Source organism: Streptomyces sp. Sge12, assembly GCF_002080455.1.
In the GTDB taxonomy this organism is placed as follows: domain Bacteria; phylum Actinomycetota; class Actinomycetes; order Streptomycetales; family Streptomycetaceae; genus Streptomyces.
This window is the reverse complement of sequence record NZ_CP020555.1, coordinates 1,985,261-2,004,070: the sequence shown is the minus strand read 5'-3', so window position 1 is coordinate 2,004,070 and position 18,810 is coordinate 1,985,261. Positions and strand designations below refer to the sequence as shown.

Sequence of the window (18,810 nt, the reverse complement as noted above, 5' to 3'; positions counted from 1 at the left end):
CATGCGCGTACTGATCGTGGAGGACGAGCCCTACCTGGCCGAGGCCGTCCGTGACGGTCTGCGGCTGGAGGCGATCGCCGCCGACATCGCGGGCGACGGCGACGCGGCCCTGGAACTGCTCAGCGTCAACTCGTACGACCTCGCGGTCCTCGACCGCGACATCCCCGGCCCGTCCGGCGACGAGGTCGCCCGGCGCATCGTGGCCTCCGGCAGCGGTATCCCGATCCTCATGCTCACCGCCGCCGACCGGATCGACGACAAGGCCTCCGGATTCGGGCTCGGCGCCGACGACTACCTCACCAAGCCGTTCGAGCTGCGGGAGCTGGTCCTGCGGCTGAGGGCGCTCGACCGCAGACGCGCCTACGCCCGGCCCCCGGTCCGCGAGATCGCGGGACTGCGGCTCGACCCCTTCCGCCGGGAGGTCTTCCGCGACGGACGCTACGTCGCGCTCACCCGCAAACAGTTCGCCGTGCTGGAGGTACTGGTCGCTGCCGAGGGCGGGGTCGTCAGCGCCGAGGAACTGCTGGAACGGGCCTGGGACGAGAACGCCGACCCCCTCACCAACGCCGTGCGCATCACCGTTTCCGCCCTGCGCAAACGGCTCGGCGAACCATGGATCATCGCCACGGTGCCCGGCGTCGGCTACCGGATCGACACCGCCACGGCCCCGACCGCCACGGACACCACCGCCGCGGACCCCACCGGCCCGGCGCATGCGTAGGAGCCCGGGGCCGAGCGCCCGGCTGAAACTCACCCTCAGCTACGCCGGGTTCCTCGCGGTCGCAGGCGCCCTCCTGCTGGCCGTGGTGTGGGTGTTCCTGCTGCGCTACGTACCCGACAACTCCCAGGGGCTGCTCGGGATCTCACCCAACCGCTACCTCCTGGTACGCACCTTCGCCCCCGCCGCGGCCGTGGCGATGGCCTTCCTGCTCGTGTTCGGCCTCGTGGGGGGATGGATCCTCGCCGGCCGGATGCTGGCACCGCTCGCACGGATCACGGACGCGGCCCGCAAGGCCGGCGCCGGCTCGCTGTCCCACCGGATCCGCATGAAGGGCCGCCGGGACGAGTTCCGTGAACTCTCCGACGCCTTCGACTCGATGCTCCGGCAACTGGAGTCCCACGTCGCCGAGCAGCAGAGGTTCGCCGCGAACGCCTCCCACGAACTGCGCACCCCGCTGGCCATCTCGCGCACGCTCCTCGACGTCGCCGGCAAGGACCCCACGCGGGACCGGGGCGAGCTCATCGAACGGCTGCAGGCCGTCAACACGCGGGCGATCGACCTCACCGAGGCCCTGCTGCTGCTCAGCCGCGGCGACCGCGGAGACTTCCGCCCCGAGAGCGTCGACCTCTCGCTCGTCGCCGAAGAAGTCGCCGAAACGCTGCTCCCCCTCGCCGAGCAGCGCGGGATCACGCTCGACGTCACCGGCGGGACGGCCCGGACCGGCGGCTCCGCGGAGCTCCTGCTGCGGATGGTGACGAACCTCGTCCAGAACGCCGTCGTCCACAACCTCCCCGCCGGCGGCACGGTCTCGGTCCACACCGAGGCGTCCGCGGACACGAGCGTGCTGCGGGTCGAGAACACGGGCCGCCCGCTCCCACCGGACCTGGTGGCGACCCTCACCGAGCCCTTCCGGCGCGGAACGGAACGCGTACGCACCGACGAGCACGCCGGCGTCGGCCTCGGGCTGGCCATCGTGGACAGCATCGTCCGCGCCCACGACGGGACCCTCGAGCTCGCCGCCCGCCCCGCCGGCGGCCTCCTCGTCACGGTCCGGCTGCCCGGCACCCCGTAGGCCGGGGTGCCGGGCCGATCACGCCGGCGGGGGAGGGGCTCAGCGCTCCAGCAGCCGGCCCATCCACTCCTCGATGCCGGCGACCGTGCGCGGCAGCGCACCCGACATCAGGCGGGCGCCGTCCGCAGTGATGACCAGGTCGTCCTCGATGCGGACGCCGATGCCGCGCAGCTCCGCGGGGAGCGTCTCGTCGTCGGGCTGGAGGTAGAGGCCCGGTTCCACCGTCAGGACCTGGCCCTCCTCCAGGACGCCGTCCAGGTAGGTCTCCGCACGCGCCTTCGCGCAGTCGTGCACGTCCAGTCCCAGCATGTGGCCGCTGCTGCACAGCGTGTACCGCCGGTGCAGGTCGCCCTCCGCGTCCTTCAGTACGCCCCACTCGGCCAGGCCCTCGGCGATCACCCGCATGCCCGCCCGGTGGAAGTCCCCGAAGCTCGCCCCCGGGCGGAGCGCCGCGATGCCGGCCTCCTGGGCGGCCAGGACCAGCTCGTACACCTGGCGCTGGACGGGGGAGAAGCGGCCCGACAGCGGCAGGGTGCGGGTGATGTCCGCCGTGTAGAGGGTGTCCGTCTCCACCCCCGCGTCCAGGAGCAGCAGTTCCGACCCGTTCAGCCGGCCGTCGTTGCGGATCCAGTGCAGGGTGCAGGCGTGGGCGCCGGACGCGGCGATCGTCTCGTACCCGGTGCCGTTGCCCTCGGCCCGGGCGCGCAGGCCGAAGACCCCCTCGATCCACCGTTCCCCGCGCGGATGCGCCAGTGCGCGCGGCAGGGCCCGTACGACGTCCTCGAAGCCCGCCGTCGTGTGGTCGACGGCCAGCTGGAGCTGTTCGACCTCCCACGCGTCCTTCACCAGGCGCAGTTCCGAGAGCGCGGAGGCGAGTTCGGGGTCGGTGGCCGCGTTGCGGCCGGCCGGTGAGCCGAGTCCGTCCAGGTGGGCGCAGCGGATGCCGGTGAGGCGTTCGGCCTCCGCCAGGTCCGGGCGGCGGCCCACCCAGAACTCCCCGTACCGGCGGTCCCGGTAGAACTCCCCGTCCCCGTCCGCGCGCGGCGAGCGCGGCCGCAGGTACAGCACGGCCTCGTGGGCGTGCGGGCCCGAGGGCTCCATGACGAGGACGTGGCCCGCCTGGTCCTCGCCGGTGAGGCCGGTCAGCCAGGCGTACGCGCTGTGCGGGCGGAACCGGTGGTCGCAGTCGTTGGTGCGGACCTTCAGCTCACCGGCCGGGACGATCAGCCGCTCGCCGGGGAAGCGGGCGGAGAGCCGCGCCCGGCGGGCCGGGGTGACGGCGTGGCCGGGGACACGGGCGGAGTCGGGCAGCGGGCTCGCGGCCCAATGCCGCGCCATGTACCGGGACAACTCGGCGGATACGGGGCGGTCGTGACTGCCCGTGTTGAGCCGGGCGGGGGTGGGGGCGGAGGCGTCGGCGGGGGCGTCGGTCACGAGGACTCCCTCAAGAAAGAGCGAACTGGTGGGCGCACAGGTCTTGTCAGTGCAATTTCACATTACTATGTTACAGCTCACACCGCGGCGCATTAACCCCCGTCAAACGCCGTGTGACGCAGGGCAGTTCACGCACCACCCCCCACCTCACCTCTCCCCATCAGGAGTTCTCGGTGCTCAAGCACAGAGCTGTGCGCTCTTCCCTTCTTGCCTCCGCCGTGGCCGTGACCCTTCTCGCCACCGCGGGACAGGCCGCCACGCAGGCCGCCGCATCCGCGGCCCCGGCCACCTTCACCGGCGCACAGGCCGCCCCGGCCGCCCCCGCCCCCGGCCCCACGGGGAACCCCTTCGACGAGGTCGACCGCCTGGCCAACCCGAAGGACAACACCCCGGCGCCCGCCCCGGCCCCGGGCGGGCAGAACATCACCGGCCAGGTCCCCGGCGCGGCGACGGCCGCCGCACCCGCCGACGACCTGCAAAAGCGCGGCAAGGCGCCCAAGGCGGCCCCCACCGCGAAGAGCGTCGCCGCGGGCGTCCCCTGCACCCTCGACGGGATCACCGGCCTCACCCCCGAGCAGTTCGCCGACTTCCTCGGCGACCAGGCCGTCCTCGCCGACGGCTGTCTGCGCGGGCTCATCTGGACCTGGGACGCCCGCCTGACCCCGGTCATGTCCGACGCGCACGTCCAGGCCGTCTCCCGCCGGATATCCAGCCTGGCCGCCGCCCACGACGGCCGTAACTCCTCCCACCTGGAGGAGATGTTCACGTACCTGCACGCGGTCGCCTACCACGACCACTCGCGCTCCGAGATCGACGTCACCGACGCCCCCACCGTCGATGCCATGCGCCGGGCCATCGCCGACTTCGCGGGCGCCGCCCGCACCTTCGACGTGACCCCCAGCAACGCCCGCACCCTGCGCGAGGCCCTCTACGCCGGCAGCGCGCCCGGCCTGCGCCAGCACCAGCTGGGCCTCATCAAGAAGGTCCTGGCCACCATGGACCCGGCCCACCCGGCCACCCATCTCGACGCCGGCTGGGCGGGCGCCGCCCTCGCCGCCCTGTCCGTCTCCTACCTGGGCGTCTACCCGGGCAACCAGGACGCGGCCTTCCACTCCGCGGTGGCCGCCGACCCCGCCTACCGCGACACCTTCAAGGCCTTCTCCACCTACACGCACCTCAAGGGCACCGGCAACGCCTGGGTGGTGCGCGACGCGCTGAGCGAGTACGCCCGCTTCGGCCAGGTCGAGGGCCTGCGGGACCGGGTCGTCGCCGACCTCGGCGCGATGCTCGGCCCCGTCCGGGCCGCCTTCGGCGACGGCAGCGAGCCCTGGGCCAAGATCGTCTCCTGGCTCAACGTCTACGAGGCCTGCAAGCAGTACGGGGTGTGCAAGGAGGACATCGAGAAGCAGCTCTTCCCCTACACCTACACCTACGACAACGGCGCCATCAAGGTCCGCACCGCCCTGGACCGCGCCACCGTCGACCAGCTGTACTACGCGAGCAAGCAGGTGAAGGCCCAGTACCACCGCGTGCTCGGCACCGACCAGCCGCTCGCGGGCGACCCCAACACGACGCTGAACATCGTGCTCTACGCCTCCCGCGCCGACTACGTGAACTACCACCCGATCCTGACCGGCTACGACACCAACAACGGCGGCATCTACATCGAGAACGGCGCCACCTTCTACACCTACCAGCGCCGCGTCCCGCAGGACTCCTCCCTCACCCTCGAGGAGCTCTTCCGCCACGAGTACACGCACTACCTCAACGGCCGTTTCGCGGTGCCCGGCTTCTTCGGCGAGGGCGAGTGGTACGAGGGCGACCGGACGACCGCCATGGACGAGGGCACGGCCGAGTTCTTCGACGGCGCCACCCGCGACAACGGCATCGCCGTCCGCAAGTCCCTGGTCAAGAGCATCATCAGCGACACGGCCGGCGGCGGCCCGCGCATGAGCGTCGAGCAGCTGCTGAACGCCACCTACGACGGCGACGGCTTCCGCTTCTACAGCTACGCGGGCACCTTCTTCGAGTTCCTGTGGACCGAGAAGCCCACCCTGCTGCGCGAGATGTACACGCACCTGCGGGCCGACGACGTGGTCGCCTACGACGCCTGGCGGCACCGGATGGGCTCCGACGCCTACCTCCAGCGCGACTACGACCGCTTCCTGGACGCGCAGATCGCCAAGGTCGACCAGCTCTTCGTGCCGAACACCTCCTTCACCCCGAACGACCGGCTGCGCGACTCGGCGCTCGCCTCGGTGAAGTCGTCCTTCGCCGCAGCCACGTACAACACCCCGGACTGCGTGGAGAACGGCGACCCCGGCAAGCGCCGCTTCACCTGTACCGGCCGGATCACCGCGAACCTGAAGAACTGGCGCAACAACGACCAGGTCTTCAAGGACATGTCGGAGACGGTCGACTACTTCATCCTCGACCGGGCGGGCGCGGCCTCCAACAACCTCGCCGACATGAACTGCTCCTTCGGGGCGGTGGAGATCTGGTCCAACAAGGTCGCGGGCACCTCCAGTTACAGCTGTGAGGGTCCGCTGCGCAGCTGACCGCCGCCGGTCCGCCGCCGACCCCGGCCCGGCGCCGGACCGGTCCCGCATCCGAGGGGGGTGCGGGACCGGTCCGGGCGTCTGGGCAGGCCTTAAAGAATGTGACATATTACTGCCGTGCTCAAGAGACACTCCCTGGACGTCGTGATCATCGGCGCCGGCGTCGTCGGGGCGGCCTGCGCGTACTACGCGGCCCGCGCCGGACTCTCCGTGGCCGTGGTCGACCGGGGCCCCGTCGCGGGCGGCACCACCGGCGCCGGCGAAGGCAACCTGCTCGTCTCCGACAAGGAGGCCGGCCCCGAACTCGACCTCGCCCTGCTGTCCACCCGGCTGTGGACCGAACTCGCCGCCGCCCTCCCGCCGGAGGTCGAGTACGAGCCCAAGGGCGGGCTCGTCGTCGCCCCCGACGAGACCACCTTCAAGGCACTGCGGACCTTCGCGGAGGGCCAGCGCGCGGCCGGCGTCGACGCCGTCGAAGTGGCGGCCGGCGCCCTGCCCGAACTGGAACCGCACCTGGCCCCGGGCTCGGCGGGCGGCTTCCACTACCCGCAGGACGCCCAGGTGCAGCCCGCGCAGGCCGCGGCCCGGCTGCTGGCCGCCTCGGGAGCCCGGCTGCACCTCGGCGAGGAGGTGACGCAGGTCCTGCTGGACCGGGGCGCCGTACGCGGGGTGCGCACGCCCCGCCGTGAACTCCTGGCCCCCGCCGTGGTGAACGCGGCCGGCACCTGGGGCGGCCACATCGCCTCACTGGCCGGGGTCACCCTGCCCGTTCTCCCGCGCCGCGGCTTCGTCCTGGTGACCGAACCCCTGCCCAGGGTGGTCCGGCACAAGGTCTACGCCGCCGACTACATCGCGGACGTGGCCAGCGGCTCCGCCGCCCTGCAGTCCTCGGCGGTCGTCGAGGGCACCCCGTCGGGCCCGGTCCTGATCGGCGCCACCCGGGAACGCGTCGGCTTCGACCGCACCCTCTCCACGGAGGCCCTGCGCCGGCTGGCCTCCCAGGCGGCGGCGCTCTTCCCCGTCCTGGCGGACGTCCGGGTGATGCGCACCTACCACGGCTTCCGCCCCTACCTGCCCGACCACCTCCCGGCGATCGGCCCGGACCCGCGGCGCCCCGGACTGCTGCACGCCTGCGGCCACGAGGGCGCCGGCATCGGCCTCGCCCCCGCCACCGGACTGCTGGTCGCCGCCGCCCTGACGGGGGACGAACCGCCGCTCCCCGCCCACCCGTTCCGCCCGGACCGCTTCGCCGCCGGCCCGGCCGCCGCCGACACCCCCGAGGAGCAGCACTGATGCGCCGCAGCCCCCGCTCGCTGGTCGGCGGTACGCCGGTGGCCGCGTACGAGATCACCTTCGACGGGCGGGAGCTGCCCGCCCTGCCCGGTCAGAGCATCGCCGCCGCCCTCTGGGGCGCGGGCGTCCTCGCCTGGCGGACCACCCGCGAGGGCGGCGCCCCGCGCGGGGCGTTCTGCGGGATCGGCAGCTGCTTCGACTGCCTCGTCACCGTCAACGGCCGCCCGAACCAGCGGGCCTGCCTGGTCCCCGCCCGGCCCGGGGACACCGTCACCACCCAGGAGGGAACCGGCCGTGCCGACTTGGCCGTCTGAACCCGCCGGCTGCGCGGACCGCGTGGACCGCGCGGGCCGCGCGCATCCCGAGAGCCCGGCAGGCCCTGCCGCCGTGCCCGCGCCCACGGACGGGCCCGCGGCGGCCCGGACCGATCTCGCGATCGTCGGCGCCGGCCCGGCCGGACTGGCCGCCGCCGTCACCGCCGCCGGCCTCGGGCTGCGGGTGGCCCTCCTCGACGCGGGCGACCGCCCCGGCGGCCAGTTCTACCGCCACCCCGCCCCGGGACTGGGCGCGGCCCGCCCCGAGGCGCTCCACCACGGCTGGGCCGATTTCGCGACGCGCGAAGCCGCCCTGCGCGCGCACGAGTCGGCCGGCCGGATCACGTACCTCCCGCTCCACCACGTGTGGGCGGTCGTGCCGGCCGACGCGGGCGAGGCGGACGAGGCGGCCGGGGCGCGCCGGGGGGATGCCGCGCCCGCCACGCAGTGGATCCTGCACGCCGTCGCGGGTCACGCCCCCGAGGAGCGGGCCGCGGCCGTCACGGCCCGGGCGGTGCTCATTGCCACCGGCGCCTACGAGCGGCAACTGCCCTTCCCCGGCTGGACCCTGCCGGGAGTGGTCGGGGCCGGCGGGGCACAGGCCATGCTCAAGAGCGGGCTGGTGCTGCCGGGCAAGCGGGTGGTCGTCGCCGGGAGCGGGCCGCTGCTGCTCGCCGTGGCCGGCTCGCTGGCCGCCGCCGGAGCGACCGTGCCCGCCGTGGTGGAGGCCGCCGCCTACACCGCGTACGCGGGCCGGGTCCCCGCCCTGCTGCGCAACCCCGGCAAGCTCGTCGAGGCGGCCGGCTACGGCGGGGCGCTGGCCCGCCACCACGTCCGGCTGCTGACCCGGCACGCCGTCACCGAGGCCCACGGCACCGACCGGGTCGAGGCCGTCACCGTGGCCCGCCTCGACCGGAACTGGCGTCCGCTGCCCGGCACCGGCCGCCGGGTCCCGTGCGACGCCCTGGCCGTCGGCCACGGGCTGGTGCCCCAGCTGGAACTCGCCACCGGCCTCGGCTGCGCCACCGTGCGAAGCGCCGACGGCACCGTCGCCCTCGCACTCGACGCCGAGCAGCGGACCTCCGTCCCCGGGATCTGGTCGGCGGGCGAGACCGGCGGTATCGGCGGAGCCCAACTGGCCATGATCGAGGGCGAACTGGCCGCGCACTCCGTCGCGGGCGCGCTGCCCGGGGCCCGCCTCACCCGCCGCCGCGCGCGGCTGCGCGCCTTCGCCGACGCGATGGCCGCCGCGCACCGCCCCGGCGCGGGCTGGACCGGCTGGCTCCGGGACGACGCGGTCGTCTGCCGCTGCGAGGAGGTGCCGGCCGGGCGGATCCGGGAGGCGGCCGAGGACCTGGGCGCGCGGGACGCCCGTACCGTCAAGCTCCTCACCCGGGCCGGCATGGGCTGGTGCCAGGGCCGGATGTGCGGCCCCGCCGTCGCCGCCCTGGCCGGGGAGGAAGCCGCGGCCGACCGGCGTCCGCTGTCCTGTCCGGTACCGCTGCGCCAGCTCGCCGAACTTCCGCCCGCCGGGAACTGATCGGGACGCGCGGGCCCTTGTGGCCGCGCCGCACCCACTAATAAAATGTCACACACCACTCTAGGGAGCTCTCACATGACCCACGCGCACACCCCCGCGCCCCGCACCCGCCCCTGGCACGGCATCATGGTCGCCACCGCGCTCCCGCTGCGCGAGGACCTCACCGTCGACTACGACGCATACGCCGAACACGTGGCCTGGCTGATCGCCAACGGCTGCGACGGCGTGGTCCCCAACGGCTCCCTCGGGGAGTACCAGACCCTCACCGACGAGGAGCGGGCGCGCGTCGTGCGGACCGCCGTCGAGGCGGCCGGCGACGGCGCCCGCGTCATGCCCGGCGTCGCCGCCTACGGCAGCGCCGAGGCCCGCCGCTGGGCCGAGGGGGCCGCCGAGGCCGGCGCCGGCTCCGTCCTCCTGCTGCCCCCCAACGCCTTCCGGGCCGACGAGGAAGCCGTACGCGCCCACTACGCCGAGGTCGCCCGCGCCGGGCTGCCCGTCGTCGCGTACAACAACCCCATCGACACCAAGGTCGACCTGACCCCGGCCCTGCTCGCCCGGCTGCACGCCGACGGCAGCATCGTCGCGGTCAAGGAGTTCAGCGGGGACGTGCGCCGCGCCTACGAGATCGCCGAGCTGGCCCCCGGTCTCGACCTGCTCATCGGCGCCGACGACGTCCTCCTCGAACTCGCCCTCGCGGGCGCCGTCGGATGGATCGCCGGCTACCCCAACGCCCTGCCGAACGCCTGCGCCACCCTCTACCGGGCCGCCGTCGCCGGGGACCTCGACACCGCCCTGCCGCTCTACAAGTCCCTGCACTCCCTGCTGCGCTGGGACTCCAAGACCGAGTTCGTCCAGGCCATCAAGCTCTCCATGGACCTGGCCGGGCGTCCCGGCGGCGCCACCCGTCCGCCCCGCTTCCCGCTCACGGGCGAGACCGAGGCCGCCGTCCGCGCCGCCACCGAGAAGGCCCTCGCCGAGGGCCTCAACTAGTCACCGGGGGGAATCCGGAATGCGTACGCGCCACGTCTACCACGCGGTGGACTCGCACACCGAGGGCATGCCGACCCGGGTCATCACCGGGGGAGTCGGGGTGGTCCCCGGCGCCACCATGGCCGAGAAGCGGCTCCACTTCATCGAGCACATGGACCACGTCCGGACCCTGCTCATGTACGAGCCGCGCGGGCACTCCGCGATGAGCGGCGCGATCCTGCAGCCCCCGACCCGCCCGGACGCCGACTACGGCGTCCTCTACATCGAGGTGTCGGGCCTGCTCCCCATGTGCGGGCACGGCACCATCGGGGTCGCCACCGTCCTCGTCGAGACCGGCATGGTGCCGGTCGTCGAGCCGGTCACCACCGTCCGGCTCGACACCCCGGCCGGGCTGGTGAGCGTCGACGTCCGGGTCGAGGACGGGGCGGCCACCGCCGTCACCCTCACCAACGTCCCCTCCTTCTGCGTCGGCCTCGACCTCAAGACCGACGTGCCCGGCTTCGGCTCGATCACCTACGACCTGGCCTACGGCGGCAACTTCTACGCCTTCGTCGAACTCGACGCCCTGGGCCTGCCCTTCGACCGCGACCGGGGGGACGACCTGATCGCCGCCGGGCTCGCGGTGATGGACGCGATCAACGCCGGCCCGGACCGGCCCGTCCACCCCGAGAACCCCTCCATCGCCGGGGTCAAGCACGTCTACCTCGCCGCCCCGGGCTCCGACGCCCACCGCTCCCGGCACGCCATGGCCATCCACCCCGGCTGGTTCGACCGCTCGCCCTGCGGTACGGGGACCAGCGCGCGGATGGCCCAGCTGCACGCCCGCGGCCTGCTGGAGCTCGGCGCCGACTTCGCCAACGAGTCCTTCATCGGCACCGAGTTCACCGGACGGCTGGTCGGGGAGGCCGCCGTCGGCGGCCTGCCGGCCGTGGTCCCCACGGTCACCGGGCGGGCCTGGATCACCGGCACCGCCCAGTACTTCCTCGACCCGACCGACCCCTTCCCCGGAGGGTTCCTGCTGTGATCACCGTCCGCACGGTGGACTACCACACCGCCGGCGAGCCCTTCCGGATCGTCGACTCCGCCGGGACCGGCATGCCGCCGGTCCCCGGGGACACCGTCGCCGAGCGCTGCGCCACCGTGATCGGCCCCGGCGGATCCGGGACGGCGCCGCGCCGGGGCGCACTGGACGACGTACGGCGCCTGCTGGTGCAGGAGCCGCGCGGACACGCCGGGATGTACGGGGGGTTCGTGGTCCCGGCCGACGACGACGGGGCCCACTTCGGCGTGCTGTTCTGGCACAAGGACGGCTATTCCACGGCCTGCGGCCACGGCACGATGGCCCTCGGGGCCTGGGCCGTGGACACCGGCAGGGTCGCCGCCCCGGACGACGGGGACGCCCCGGTGCGCATCGACGTACCGTCGGGACGGGTCACCGCCACCGTCCACCGCGCGGCGGGCCGCACCACCGGGGTCACCTTCCGCAACGTCCCGGCCCTGGTGGGCGCCCGCAAGGTGCCCGTCGCCACCTCGTTCGGGCTCGCCGAGGTGGACATCGCGCACGCCGGGGCCTGTTACGCCGCCGTCCGCGCGCGCGACCTCGGCCTGGACGTGTCGCGGGCGGCGCTGCCCTCCCTGGTGCGGGCCGGGCAGGAGATCCGGGCGGCGCTGGCCACCCACCCCGCCACCTGGCACCCGGGCGGCCCGCTGCTGTCCGGGGTCTACGGGGTGATCCTCCACGAGGAGCTGCCCGACACCCCGTTCGGGCCGCACCAGCGCAACGTCACCGTCTTCGCCGACGGGCAGATCGACCGCTCGCCCTGCGGTTCCGGCACCTCGGCACGGCTCGCGCTGCTCGCCGAGGACGGGCGGCTCGGCCCGGGCGAGGACCTGCTCCACGAGTCGGTCACCGGCACCGTGTTCACCGGGCGGATGCTGGAGGGCGGGGTCACCGAGGTCACCGGCACCGCCCACCGCACCGGCGAACACGCCTTCGTGGTGGACCCGCACGACGCGCTCGGCACCGGCTTCCTGCTGTGACGGACATCCTGCGGCTCGACGCCGGTCGGATGGCCGGGCTGCTCACCCCGGCCGGGGCCGCCGACGCCCTGGCCGCCGCCCTGCGCGGCGGCCTCGACCCGGAGAGCTGCCCGCCGCGCTCGGCGATCGCGGTGCCCGGCGGGGGTGAACTGCTGCTGATGCCCGCCGCGTCCGGCGCGTACGCCGGGGTGAAGATCGCCGGGGTCGCGCCCGGGAACCCGGACCGCGGACTGCCCCGGATCACCGGCTCCTACCTGCTGCTGGACGGCCCCACCCTGCGCCCGCTGGCCCTGCTCGACGGCGCGGCGCTGACCACCCTGCGCACCCCGGCGGTCTCCGCCCTCGCGCTGCGGTACCTGGCCCCCGCCGGGCGCCCGTTGCGGATGGTGCTCTTCGGGTCCGGGCCGCAGGCGTACGGCCACCTCGAAGCGGTGCTCGCCGTGCGGGAGTTGGCCGAGGTGGTGGTGGTCGCCCGGGATCCGGGGAGGGCGGCGGAGCTCGCCGCGCACGCCCGTACCCTGGGCCCGGCCGCCCGCACCGGCACGGCCGAGGAGGTGGCCGGTGCCGATCTGGTGATCTGCTGCACCACGGCCCGGGAACCCCTCTTCGACGGGCGCCTCGTCGGGCCGGGCGCCACCGTCGTCGCCGTCGGCTCGCACGAGCCGACGGCCCGGGAGACGGACACCGCCCTTGTGCGACGGGCGGCGGTGTACGTGGAGTCCCGGGCGGCAGCCCTGCGCGAGGCCGGGGACCTCCTCGTTCCGGAGGCGGAGGGGGCCATCGGGCCCGGTCATATCACCGCCACCCTCGCCGACCTGGTGGGCGGCCGGATACCGGCGGGAGGCGGGCAGAGTTGTCCACAGCTCTTCAAGAGCGTGGGCATGGCCTGGGAAGATCTCGCTGTGGCGGTCGCGCTGGTCGAGGCCGCCGGAGTGTGAGCAGCGCAACGTGACATTGTACGCTGTTCCTCTCCTCGTCGGTGGTGTACGGGGGTCTCGGAGGAAAAGCAATGGGTGACCTGAAGCAGCACAGTCTCATCAAGGCCCAGGAACGACTCCGCGACCAGGTCGGCCACGCACTCCGAGCCGCGCTGATAGCGGGTGAGCTGCGCCCGGGGAGCGTCTACTCCGCACCCGGCCTCGCGGCCGAACTCGGCGTCTCGGCCACCCCGGTGCGCGAGGCCATGCTCGACCTGGCCCGGGAGGGTCTCGTCGAGCCGGTCCGCAACAAGGGCTTTCGGATCACCGAGGTCAGCGAGCGCGACCTGGACCAGTTCACCGAGCTGCGCACGATGATCGAGGTGCCGACCATCGGCCGGATCACGAAGATCGCCACGGCCGAGCAGCTGGAGGCCCTGCGCCCCATCGCCGAGGAGATCGTCAGCAGCGCGCGCGAGCACAACCTCATCGGCTACCTGGAGGCCGACCGCCGCTTCCACCTGTCCCTGCTGGCCCTCGCGGGCAACGACCGGCTCGTGGAGACGGTCGGTGACCTGCGCAAGCGCTCCCGGCTGTACGGCCTGACCGGCCTGGACGAGGCGGGCAAGCTGGTCTCCTCGGCCGAGGAGCACATCGAACTGCTCGACCTGATGATCGGCGGCGACGCCGAGGCGGCGCAGGAGTGCATGCTCCGCCACCTCGGCCACGTCCGCTCGCTGTGGGCCCAGGGCCGCGACGAGCCGGTCGGCCGCGTACCCGGCGGCCTCGGCTCGGGCCTCCAGTAGGCAGCCGGCGGAGCGGGCCCCCGGCAGGGTGAACGGCCGCCGCCGTCGCACTGCCGGGGCCGGCCCGCGGAGATGACCGCCCCCTCCCTCACGGCACCCCCGCCGCGGCATTCGCGCGCGCCGCGGTTCTTGGACACGGCTGGATAACGGCGGCGCCAACCCCTTGTCAGTACAATTTCACATTACTATGTTACCGGTCACATCCTAGAGCGCGGCCCTTCACTGGAGTGACCATGACCAAGCGCACCCAACTCGCCCTCGCCACCGCCCTGGTGGCAGCACTCGCACTCGGCGCCTCGGGCTGCTCCGACACCAAGAAGGGCACCTCCGGTGCGGGCGGCACCAACCCGGCCGCCGCCAACGACGGGAAGATCCTCGGCGGCACCCCGGCCAAGGGCGGCACCCTCACCGTCCTGTCCAACCAGGACTTCGCCCACCTCGACCCCGCGCGCAACTGGACCATGCCGACGATGGACTTCGGCACCCGGCTCCTCTACCGCACGCTCGTCACCTTCAAGGCCGAACCCGGCAAGGCCGGCAGCGAACTGGTCCCCGACCTCGCCACCGACCTCGGCACCCCCTCCAACGGCGGCCGCACCTGGACCTTCACCCTCAAGGAGGGCGTGAAGTACGAGGACGGCAGCCCGGTCAAGGCCCAGGACATCAAGTACAACGTCGAGCGCTCCTTCAGCCCCGACCTGACCGGCGGCCCCGACTACGCCGCCCAGTACCTGGCCGGGACCGAGGGCTACAAGGGCCCGCTCCAAGGGCAGCACCTGGACTCCGTCAAGACGCCCGACGACCGCACGATCGTCTTCGAACTGAAGCGCCCGGTGGCCGAGTTCTCCGCGACCGCCACCCTCCCGACCTTCGCCCCCGTGCCCCAGTCCCAGGAGAAGGGCACCCAGTACGACGCCCGCCCGTTCTCCTCCGGCCCGTACAAGATCGAGTCGTACGACCGCGACAAGAAGCTCGTCCTGGTCCGCAACGAGCACTGGGACCCGGGCACCGACACCGTCCGCAAGGCCTACCCCGACCGGTTCGTGGTCGTCATGGGCCTCAAGGGCGGCCAGATCGACGACCGGATCATCGCCGGGGAGGGCGCGGACGCCTCCACCGTCCAGTACGCCGACATGCGACCCGAGAGCGCACCCAAGGTGCTGCCCAAGCCCGAGGTCAAGGCCCGGCTGCTCGCCGAGTCCCAGGGCTGCACGGAGATGCTCCACCTGAACAACTCCCGCGCCCCCTTCAACGACCCGAAGGTCCGCGAGGCCATGCAGTACGCCGTCGACAAGGAGGCCGTCGTCACCGCGGGCGGCGGCCCGGCCCTCAACGAGGTCGCCACCGCCTATCTCCCCCCGGCCCTCTCCGGCGGCAAGCAGGCCGACGTCCTGAAGATCGCCCCGGCCGGCGACCCGGCCAAGGCCAAGGAACTCCTCAAGGCCGCCGGCAAGGAGACCCTGCAGGTGTCCCTGTCCGTCTCCACCGGCGACAAGGGCAAGGCCGAGGCCATTCAGCAGGGCCTGTCCCGCGCGGGCATCGAGGTCGTCATCGACACCGTCGACCCGGGCGCCTACTACGACGTCATCGGCGACCTCTCCACCACCCCCGACATGACTCTCACCGGCTGGTGCCCCGACTACCCCTCCGGCTCCACCTGGATCCCGTTCGTCTTCGACGGACGCACCATCAAGGAGAAGGGCAACCAGGGCAACTACAGCCAGTTCCGCGACGAGGCGACCATGAAGCGGATCGACGAGATCAACGCCATGGCCGACGCCAAGGAGGCCAACCAGGCCTGGATCGACCTCGACGCGGCCCTGATGGCCAAGTCCCCCAACGTCCCGCTCCTCCTGGAGCGCAAGCCGCTCCTGGTCGGCACCAACATCGCCGGCGCCTTCGGCCACCCCGTGTGGACCGGCACGATCGACTACGGCACCGTCGGCCTCAAGGACCCCTCGAAGAGCCAGGGCTGAAGGCCCGAAGGATCCCCGCAGCCATGACCGCCACCCCGCCCACCGCCGCAACCGCCGTATCCGACGCGTCCGACGCGTCCGCCGCAACCGCCGCGGACGCGGCCGGTCCGGCCGGCCCGGAGGCGCCGGACCTCCCCCCGGGGAGCAGCCCCTGGCAGCTCGCCCGGCGGGAGCTCCGCCGCCGCCCCGCCGTCCGCGTCAGCCTCGGCGTCGTCCTCCTCTTCGTCCTCATGGCCGTGACCGCCCCCTGGCTGGGCGCCCTCGGCGGCTGGTCCCCGAACGAGTTCGACAAGACCGCCATCGACCCCTACCTCGGGGGCCAGCCGCTCGGCGCCCTCGGCGGGATCAGCCCCGAGCACTGGCTCGGCGTCGAACCCGTCACCGGCCGCGACCTGTTCGCCCGCGTCATCCACGGCGCGCAGGTCTCCCTCCTGATCGCCTTCGCCGCCACCGCCATCGTGGTGGTCGCCGGCACCGCCGCCGGAATCGCCGCCGGCTACTTCGGCGGGCGCACCGACACGGCTCTGTCCCGGCTCATGGACCTGACCATGTCCTTCCCCTCCCTCATCTTCATGATCGCGATGCTGTCCGTGGCCAAGGACGTCAACCGGATCGTGCTGATGACCGCCGTCATCGGCGTCTTCGGCTGGCCCGGCGTCGCCCGCGTCGTCCGCGGCCAGACCCTCTCCCTCAAACACCGCGAGTACGTCGACGCCGCCCGCGTCGCCGGCTCCGGCCCCTGGCGGATCCTGACCCGCGACATCCTCCCGGGCGTCTCGGGCCCCGTCATCGCCTACACCACCCTGCTGATCCCCGGAATGATCAGCACCGAGGCCGCCCTCAGCTACCTCGGCGTCGGTGTCCGCCCGCCCACCCCGTCCTGGGGCCAGATGATCGCCGAGTCCGTGGCCTACTACGAGACCGACCCCATGTACTTCGTCATCCCCAGCGTCTTCCTCTTCCTCGCCGTGCTCGCCTTCACCCTCCTCGGCGACGCCCTGCGCGACATCCTCGACCCGAGGGGCGGCCGCAGTTGATCCTCTACCTCGCCCGCCGGCTGCTCGCCCTCGCCGGGGTGCTCCTCGCCATCGCCGCCGTCACCTTCCTCATCTTCTACGTCCTGCCCGCCGATCCGGCCGCGGCCGCCTGCGGCAAGACCTGCAGCGCCGAGCGCCTGGCCGACGTACGGGCGTACCTGGGCCTCGACCAGCCCCTGTGGCAGCAGTTCGGCGACTTCCTGACCGGCATCTTCACCGGCCGCACCCTCGGCACCGGCCAGTACGCCGTCGTCTGCGACTTCCCCTGCCTGGGCTACAGCTACGAGAACTCGCTGCCCGTGTGGGACCTGCTGATGGACCGGCTCCCGGTCTCCGCGTCCCTCGCCGTCGGCGCCGCCGCGCTGTGGCTGGTCCTCGGCCTCGGCGCCGGGGTCACCGCCGCCCTGCGCAAGGACACCGCCACCGACAAGGCCCTCATGGTCGGCGCGGTCGCCGCCGCCTCCCTGCCCGTGTACTTCACCTCCGTGATGCTCATCTACGGGGTCATCCGCATCGCCGGGCTGCTGCCCTACCCCACCTACCGGGCCTTCACCGACAACCCGCTCGCCTGGGCCTCGAACCTGGCCCTGCCCTGGATCGCCCTCGCCCTGCTCTACGCCGCCATGTACGCCCGCCAGAGCCGCGGCTCGATGATCGAGGCGATGGCCGAACCGTACATCCGCACCGCCCGGGCCAAAGGCATGCCCGAGCGCACGGTCGTCGTCAAACACGGGCTGCGCTCCGGGATGACCCCGATCGTCACCATCTTCGGCATGGACCTCGGCGGACTGCTCGCTGGAGCCGTCATCACCGAGTCCATCTTCGGACTCCCGGGAATCGGGCGGCTGTTCTACGGCGCCCTCGTCAACTCCGACCAGCCCGTCGTCCTCGGGGTCACCCTCCTCGCCGCCTTCTTCATCGTCGTCGCCAACCTCCTCGTCGACCTCCTGTACGCCGTCATCGACCCGAGAGTGAGGTACTGATGGCAGCCGGCACCGCCGCGCCGCTCCTCGAAGTACGCGACCTGAGCGTCACGTTCACCACCGGGCGGGGGACCGTACGGGCCGTCGACTCGATCGGCTTCACCGTCGAGGCCGGCCGGACCCTCGGCATCGTCGGCGAGTCCGGCTCCGGCAAGTCCGTCACCTCGCTCGCCGTCATGGGCCTGCACCGCGGCCCGGTCGAGGTCACCGGCTCCGTGGCGCTCGCCGGCCGGGAACTGACCGGGCTCCCGGAACGGGAACTGTCCAAGGTCCGTGGCCGCCGGATCGCCATGATCTTCCAGGACCCGCTCTCCAGCCTGCACCCCTACTACACGGTCGGCGAGCAGATCGCCGAGCACTTCCGGGTGCACTTCAAAGCCGGCCGCTCCGCCGCCCGCAAGCGTGCGGTCGACATGCTCGGCGAGGTCGGCATCCCGGAACCGGCCCGCCGCGCGGGGGAGTACCCGCACCAGTTCTCCGGAGGCATGCGCCAGCGCGCGATGATCGCCATGGCGCTGGCCTGCGAACCCGACCTGCTGATCGCCGACGAGCCGACCACCGCCCTGGACGTCACCGTGCAGGCGCAGATCCTGGAACTGATCGCGCGGCTCCAGCAGGAGCGCGGCCTCGGCGTCGTGATGATCACCCACGACCTGGGGGTCGTCGCGCGCGTCGCCCACGAGGTGCTCGTCATGTACGGCGGCCGGGCCGCCGAACAGGCCCCGGTCGACGCACTGTTCGCCGACCCCGCCCACCCCTACACTCGGGGGCTGCTCGACTCGCTGCCCCGCCTCGACACCGCCGACGACGCCCCCCTGCCCTTCATCCCCGGCTCCCCGCCCTCCCTGCTCGCACCCGCCCCCGGCTGCGCCTTCGCCCCGCGCTGCCCCGTCGCCGCCGCCGGCCCGGACGAACGCAGCGCGCGCTGCGCGGGCGAGCGGCCCGCACTCGGCCCGTACGGCGCACCGGGGCGGCTGGCGGCCTGCCATTTCGCGGGATCCGCCGCGACCTCACCGGGCGGCTCCGCGGCCCGGTTCCCTTCGACCGCCCCGGAGGTGTCCCGATGACCGTCGGAGCCGAGCCTTCCGCGCACTCCGCAGCCGCAGCCACAGCCGCGTCCGAGGCCGCA

16 protein-coding genes are annotated in these 18,810 nt (G+C 73.4%); 15 read left to right on the top strand and 1 reads right to left on the bottom strand.

The annotated features are described in order from the left end of the window. Position 1: 1 nt before the first annotated feature. Positions 2-721: a response regulator transcription factor gene (locus B6R96_RS08850; RefSeq protein WP_081522180.1), complete on the top strand. Its 720-nt coding sequence runs from the start codon at positions 2-4 to the stop codon at positions 719-721. Continuing rightward, positions 714-1,793 (top strand): sensor histidine kinase, encoded by a 1,080-nt coding sequence (locus B6R96_RS08845; RefSeq protein ID WP_081522179.1) that lies wholly within the window; start codon positions 714-716, stop codon positions 1,791-1,793. The genes B6R96_RS08850 and B6R96_RS08845 overlap by 8 nt, the downstream gene beginning before the upstream one ends. Positions 1,794-1,832: 39 nt before the next feature. On the opposite strand, the gene B6R96_RS08840 is transcribed toward B6R96_RS08845, so the two are convergent. Next, the gene (locus tag B6R96_RS08840; RefSeq protein ID WP_081522178.1) at positions 1,833-3,227 is read right to left on the bottom strand and encodes an aminopeptidase P family protein; all 1,395 of its coding nucleotides are present in this window, start codon (positions 3,225-3,227) and stop codon (positions 1,833-1,835) included. Between the two features lie 173 nt (positions 3,228-3,400). Here B6R96_RS08840 and B6R96_RS08835 point away from each other — a divergent pair, with 173 nt between their 5' ends. The 13 genes from B6R96_RS08835 to B6R96_RS08775 all read left to right on the top strand — a co-directional run bounded on the left by B6R96_RS08835 (position 3,401) and on the right by B6R96_RS08775 (position 18,748). Further along, positions 3,401-5,785: a collagenase gene (locus tag B6R96_RS08835; RefSeq protein WP_081522177.1), complete on the top strand. Its 2,385-nt coding sequence runs from the start codon at positions 3,401-3,403 to the stop codon at positions 5,783-5,785. A gap of 117 nt (positions 5,786-5,902) precedes the next feature. Next, positions 5,903-7,078 (top strand): NAD(P)/FAD-dependent oxidoreductase, encoded by a 1,176-nt coding sequence (locus B6R96_RS08830; RefSeq protein WP_053703516.1) that lies wholly within the window; start codon positions 5,903-5,905, stop codon positions 7,076-7,078. Continuing rightward, positions 7,078-7,392, top strand: coding sequence for a (2Fe-2S)-binding protein (locus B6R96_RS08825; protein ID WP_030386123.1), 315 nt, complete (start codon positions 7,078-7,080; stop codon positions 7,390-7,392). The genes B6R96_RS08830 and B6R96_RS08825 overlap by 1 nt, the downstream gene beginning before the upstream one ends. Before the next feature lie 73 nt (positions 7,393-7,465). After that, positions 7,466-8,932, top strand: coding sequence for an FAD/NAD(P)-dependent oxidoreductase (locus tag B6R96_RS08820; RefSeq protein WP_081525036.1), 1,467 nt, complete (start codon positions 7,466-7,468; stop codon positions 8,930-8,932). Between the two features lie 75 nt (positions 8,933-9,007). After that, complete coding sequence (locus tag B6R96_RS08815; RefSeq protein WP_081522176.1) at positions 9,008-9,922, top strand: dihydrodipicolinate synthase family protein; 915 nt, start codon at positions 9,008-9,010, stop codon at positions 9,920-9,922. A gap of 19 nt (positions 9,923-9,941) precedes the next feature. Beyond that, the gene (locus tag B6R96_RS08810; RefSeq protein WP_081522175.1) at positions 9,942-10,946 is read left to right on the top strand and encodes a proline racemase family protein; all 1,005 of its coding nucleotides are present in this window, start codon (positions 9,942-9,944) and stop codon (positions 10,944-10,946) included. After that, positions 10,943-11,962 carry a proline racemase family protein gene (locus B6R96_RS08805; protein ID WP_237291381.1) on the top strand — a complete coding sequence of 340 codons (1,020 nt, stop codon included), beginning with the start codon at positions 10,943-10,945 and terminating at the stop codon, positions 11,960-11,962. Before B6R96_RS08810 ends, B6R96_RS08805 begins: the two co-directional genes overlap by 4 nt. 29 nt (positions 11,963-11,991) lie before the next feature. Further along, the gene (locus B6R96_RS08800) at positions 11,992-12,900 is read left to right on the top strand and encodes an ornithine cyclodeaminase family protein (RefSeq protein WP_081525035.1); all 909 of its coding nucleotides are present in this window, start codon (positions 11,992-11,994) and stop codon (positions 12,898-12,900) included. 71 nt (positions 12,901-12,971) lie between these two features. Beyond that, positions 12,972-13,685 carry a GntR family transcriptional regulator gene (locus tag B6R96_RS08795; protein WP_030386117.1) on the top strand — a complete coding sequence of 238 codons (714 nt, stop codon included), beginning with the start codon at positions 12,972-12,974 and terminating at the stop codon, positions 13,683-13,685. Between the two features lie 233 nt (positions 13,686-13,918). After that, positions 13,919-15,661 (top strand): ABC transporter substrate-binding protein, encoded by a 1,743-nt coding sequence (locus B6R96_RS08790; protein WP_081522174.1) that lies wholly within the window; start codon positions 13,919-13,921, stop codon positions 15,659-15,661. Between the two features lie 23 nt (positions 15,662-15,684). Continuing rightward, entirely contained in the window at positions 15,685-16,698 is a 1,014-nt protein-coding gene (locus tag B6R96_RS08785; RefSeq protein WP_081522173.1) for an ABC transporter permease, read from the top strand. Further along, entirely contained in the window at positions 16,695-17,681 is a 987-nt protein-coding gene (locus B6R96_RS08780) for an ABC transporter permease (protein ID WP_081522172.1), read from the top strand. Before B6R96_RS08785 ends, B6R96_RS08780 begins: the two co-directional genes overlap by 4 nt. Then, complete coding sequence (locus B6R96_RS08775; protein WP_081522171.1) at positions 17,681-18,748, top strand: ABC transporter ATP-binding protein; 1,068 nt, start codon at positions 17,681-17,683, stop codon at positions 18,746-18,748. The genes B6R96_RS08780 and B6R96_RS08775 overlap by 1 nt, the downstream gene beginning before the upstream one ends. The last annotated feature ends 62 nt before the right edge of the window (positions 18,749-18,810 follow it).

What these genes read in the sequence shown, in the direction of transcription:
- B6R96_RS08850 (WP_081522180.1), top strand. Translation starts at nt 2, where the DNA reads ATGCGCGTACTGATCGTGGAGGACGAGCCCTACCTGGCCGAGGCCGTC.
- B6R96_RS08845 (WP_081522179.1), top strand. Translation starts at nt 714, where the DNA reads ATGCGTAGGAGCCCGGGGCCGAGCGCCCGGCTGAAACTCACCCTCAGC.
- B6R96_RS08825 (WP_030386123.1), top strand. Translation starts at nt 7,078, where the DNA reads ATGCGCCGCAGCCCCCGCTCGCTGGTCGGCGGTACGCCGGTGGCCGCG.
- B6R96_RS08815 (WP_081522176.1), top strand. Translation starts at nt 9,008, where the DNA reads ATGACCCACGCGCACACCCCCGCGCCCCGCACCCGCCCCTGGCACGGC.
- B6R96_RS08810 (WP_081522175.1), top strand. Translation starts at nt 9,942, where the DNA reads ATGCGTACGCGCCACGTCTACCACGCGGTGGACTCGCACACCGAGGGC.
- B6R96_RS08800 (WP_081525035.1), top strand. Translation starts at nt 11,992, where the DNA reads ATGGCCGGGCTGCTCACCCCGGCCGGGGCCGCCGACGCCCTGGCCGCC.
- B6R96_RS08795 (WP_030386117.1), top strand. Translation starts at nt 12,972, where the DNA reads ATGGGTGACCTGAAGCAGCACAGTCTCATCAAGGCCCAGGAACGACTC.
- B6R96_RS08790 (WP_081522174.1), top strand. Translation starts at nt 13,919, where the DNA reads ATGACCAAGCGCACCCAACTCGCCCTCGCCACCGCCCTGGTGGCAGCA.
- B6R96_RS08785 (WP_081522173.1), top strand. Translation starts at nt 15,685, where the DNA reads ATGACCGCCACCCCGCCCACCGCCGCAACCGCCGTATCCGACGCGTCC.
- B6R96_RS08775 (WP_081522171.1), top strand. Translation starts at nt 17,681, where the DNA reads ATGGCAGCCGGCACCGCCGCGCCGCTCCTCGAAGTACGCGACCTGAGC.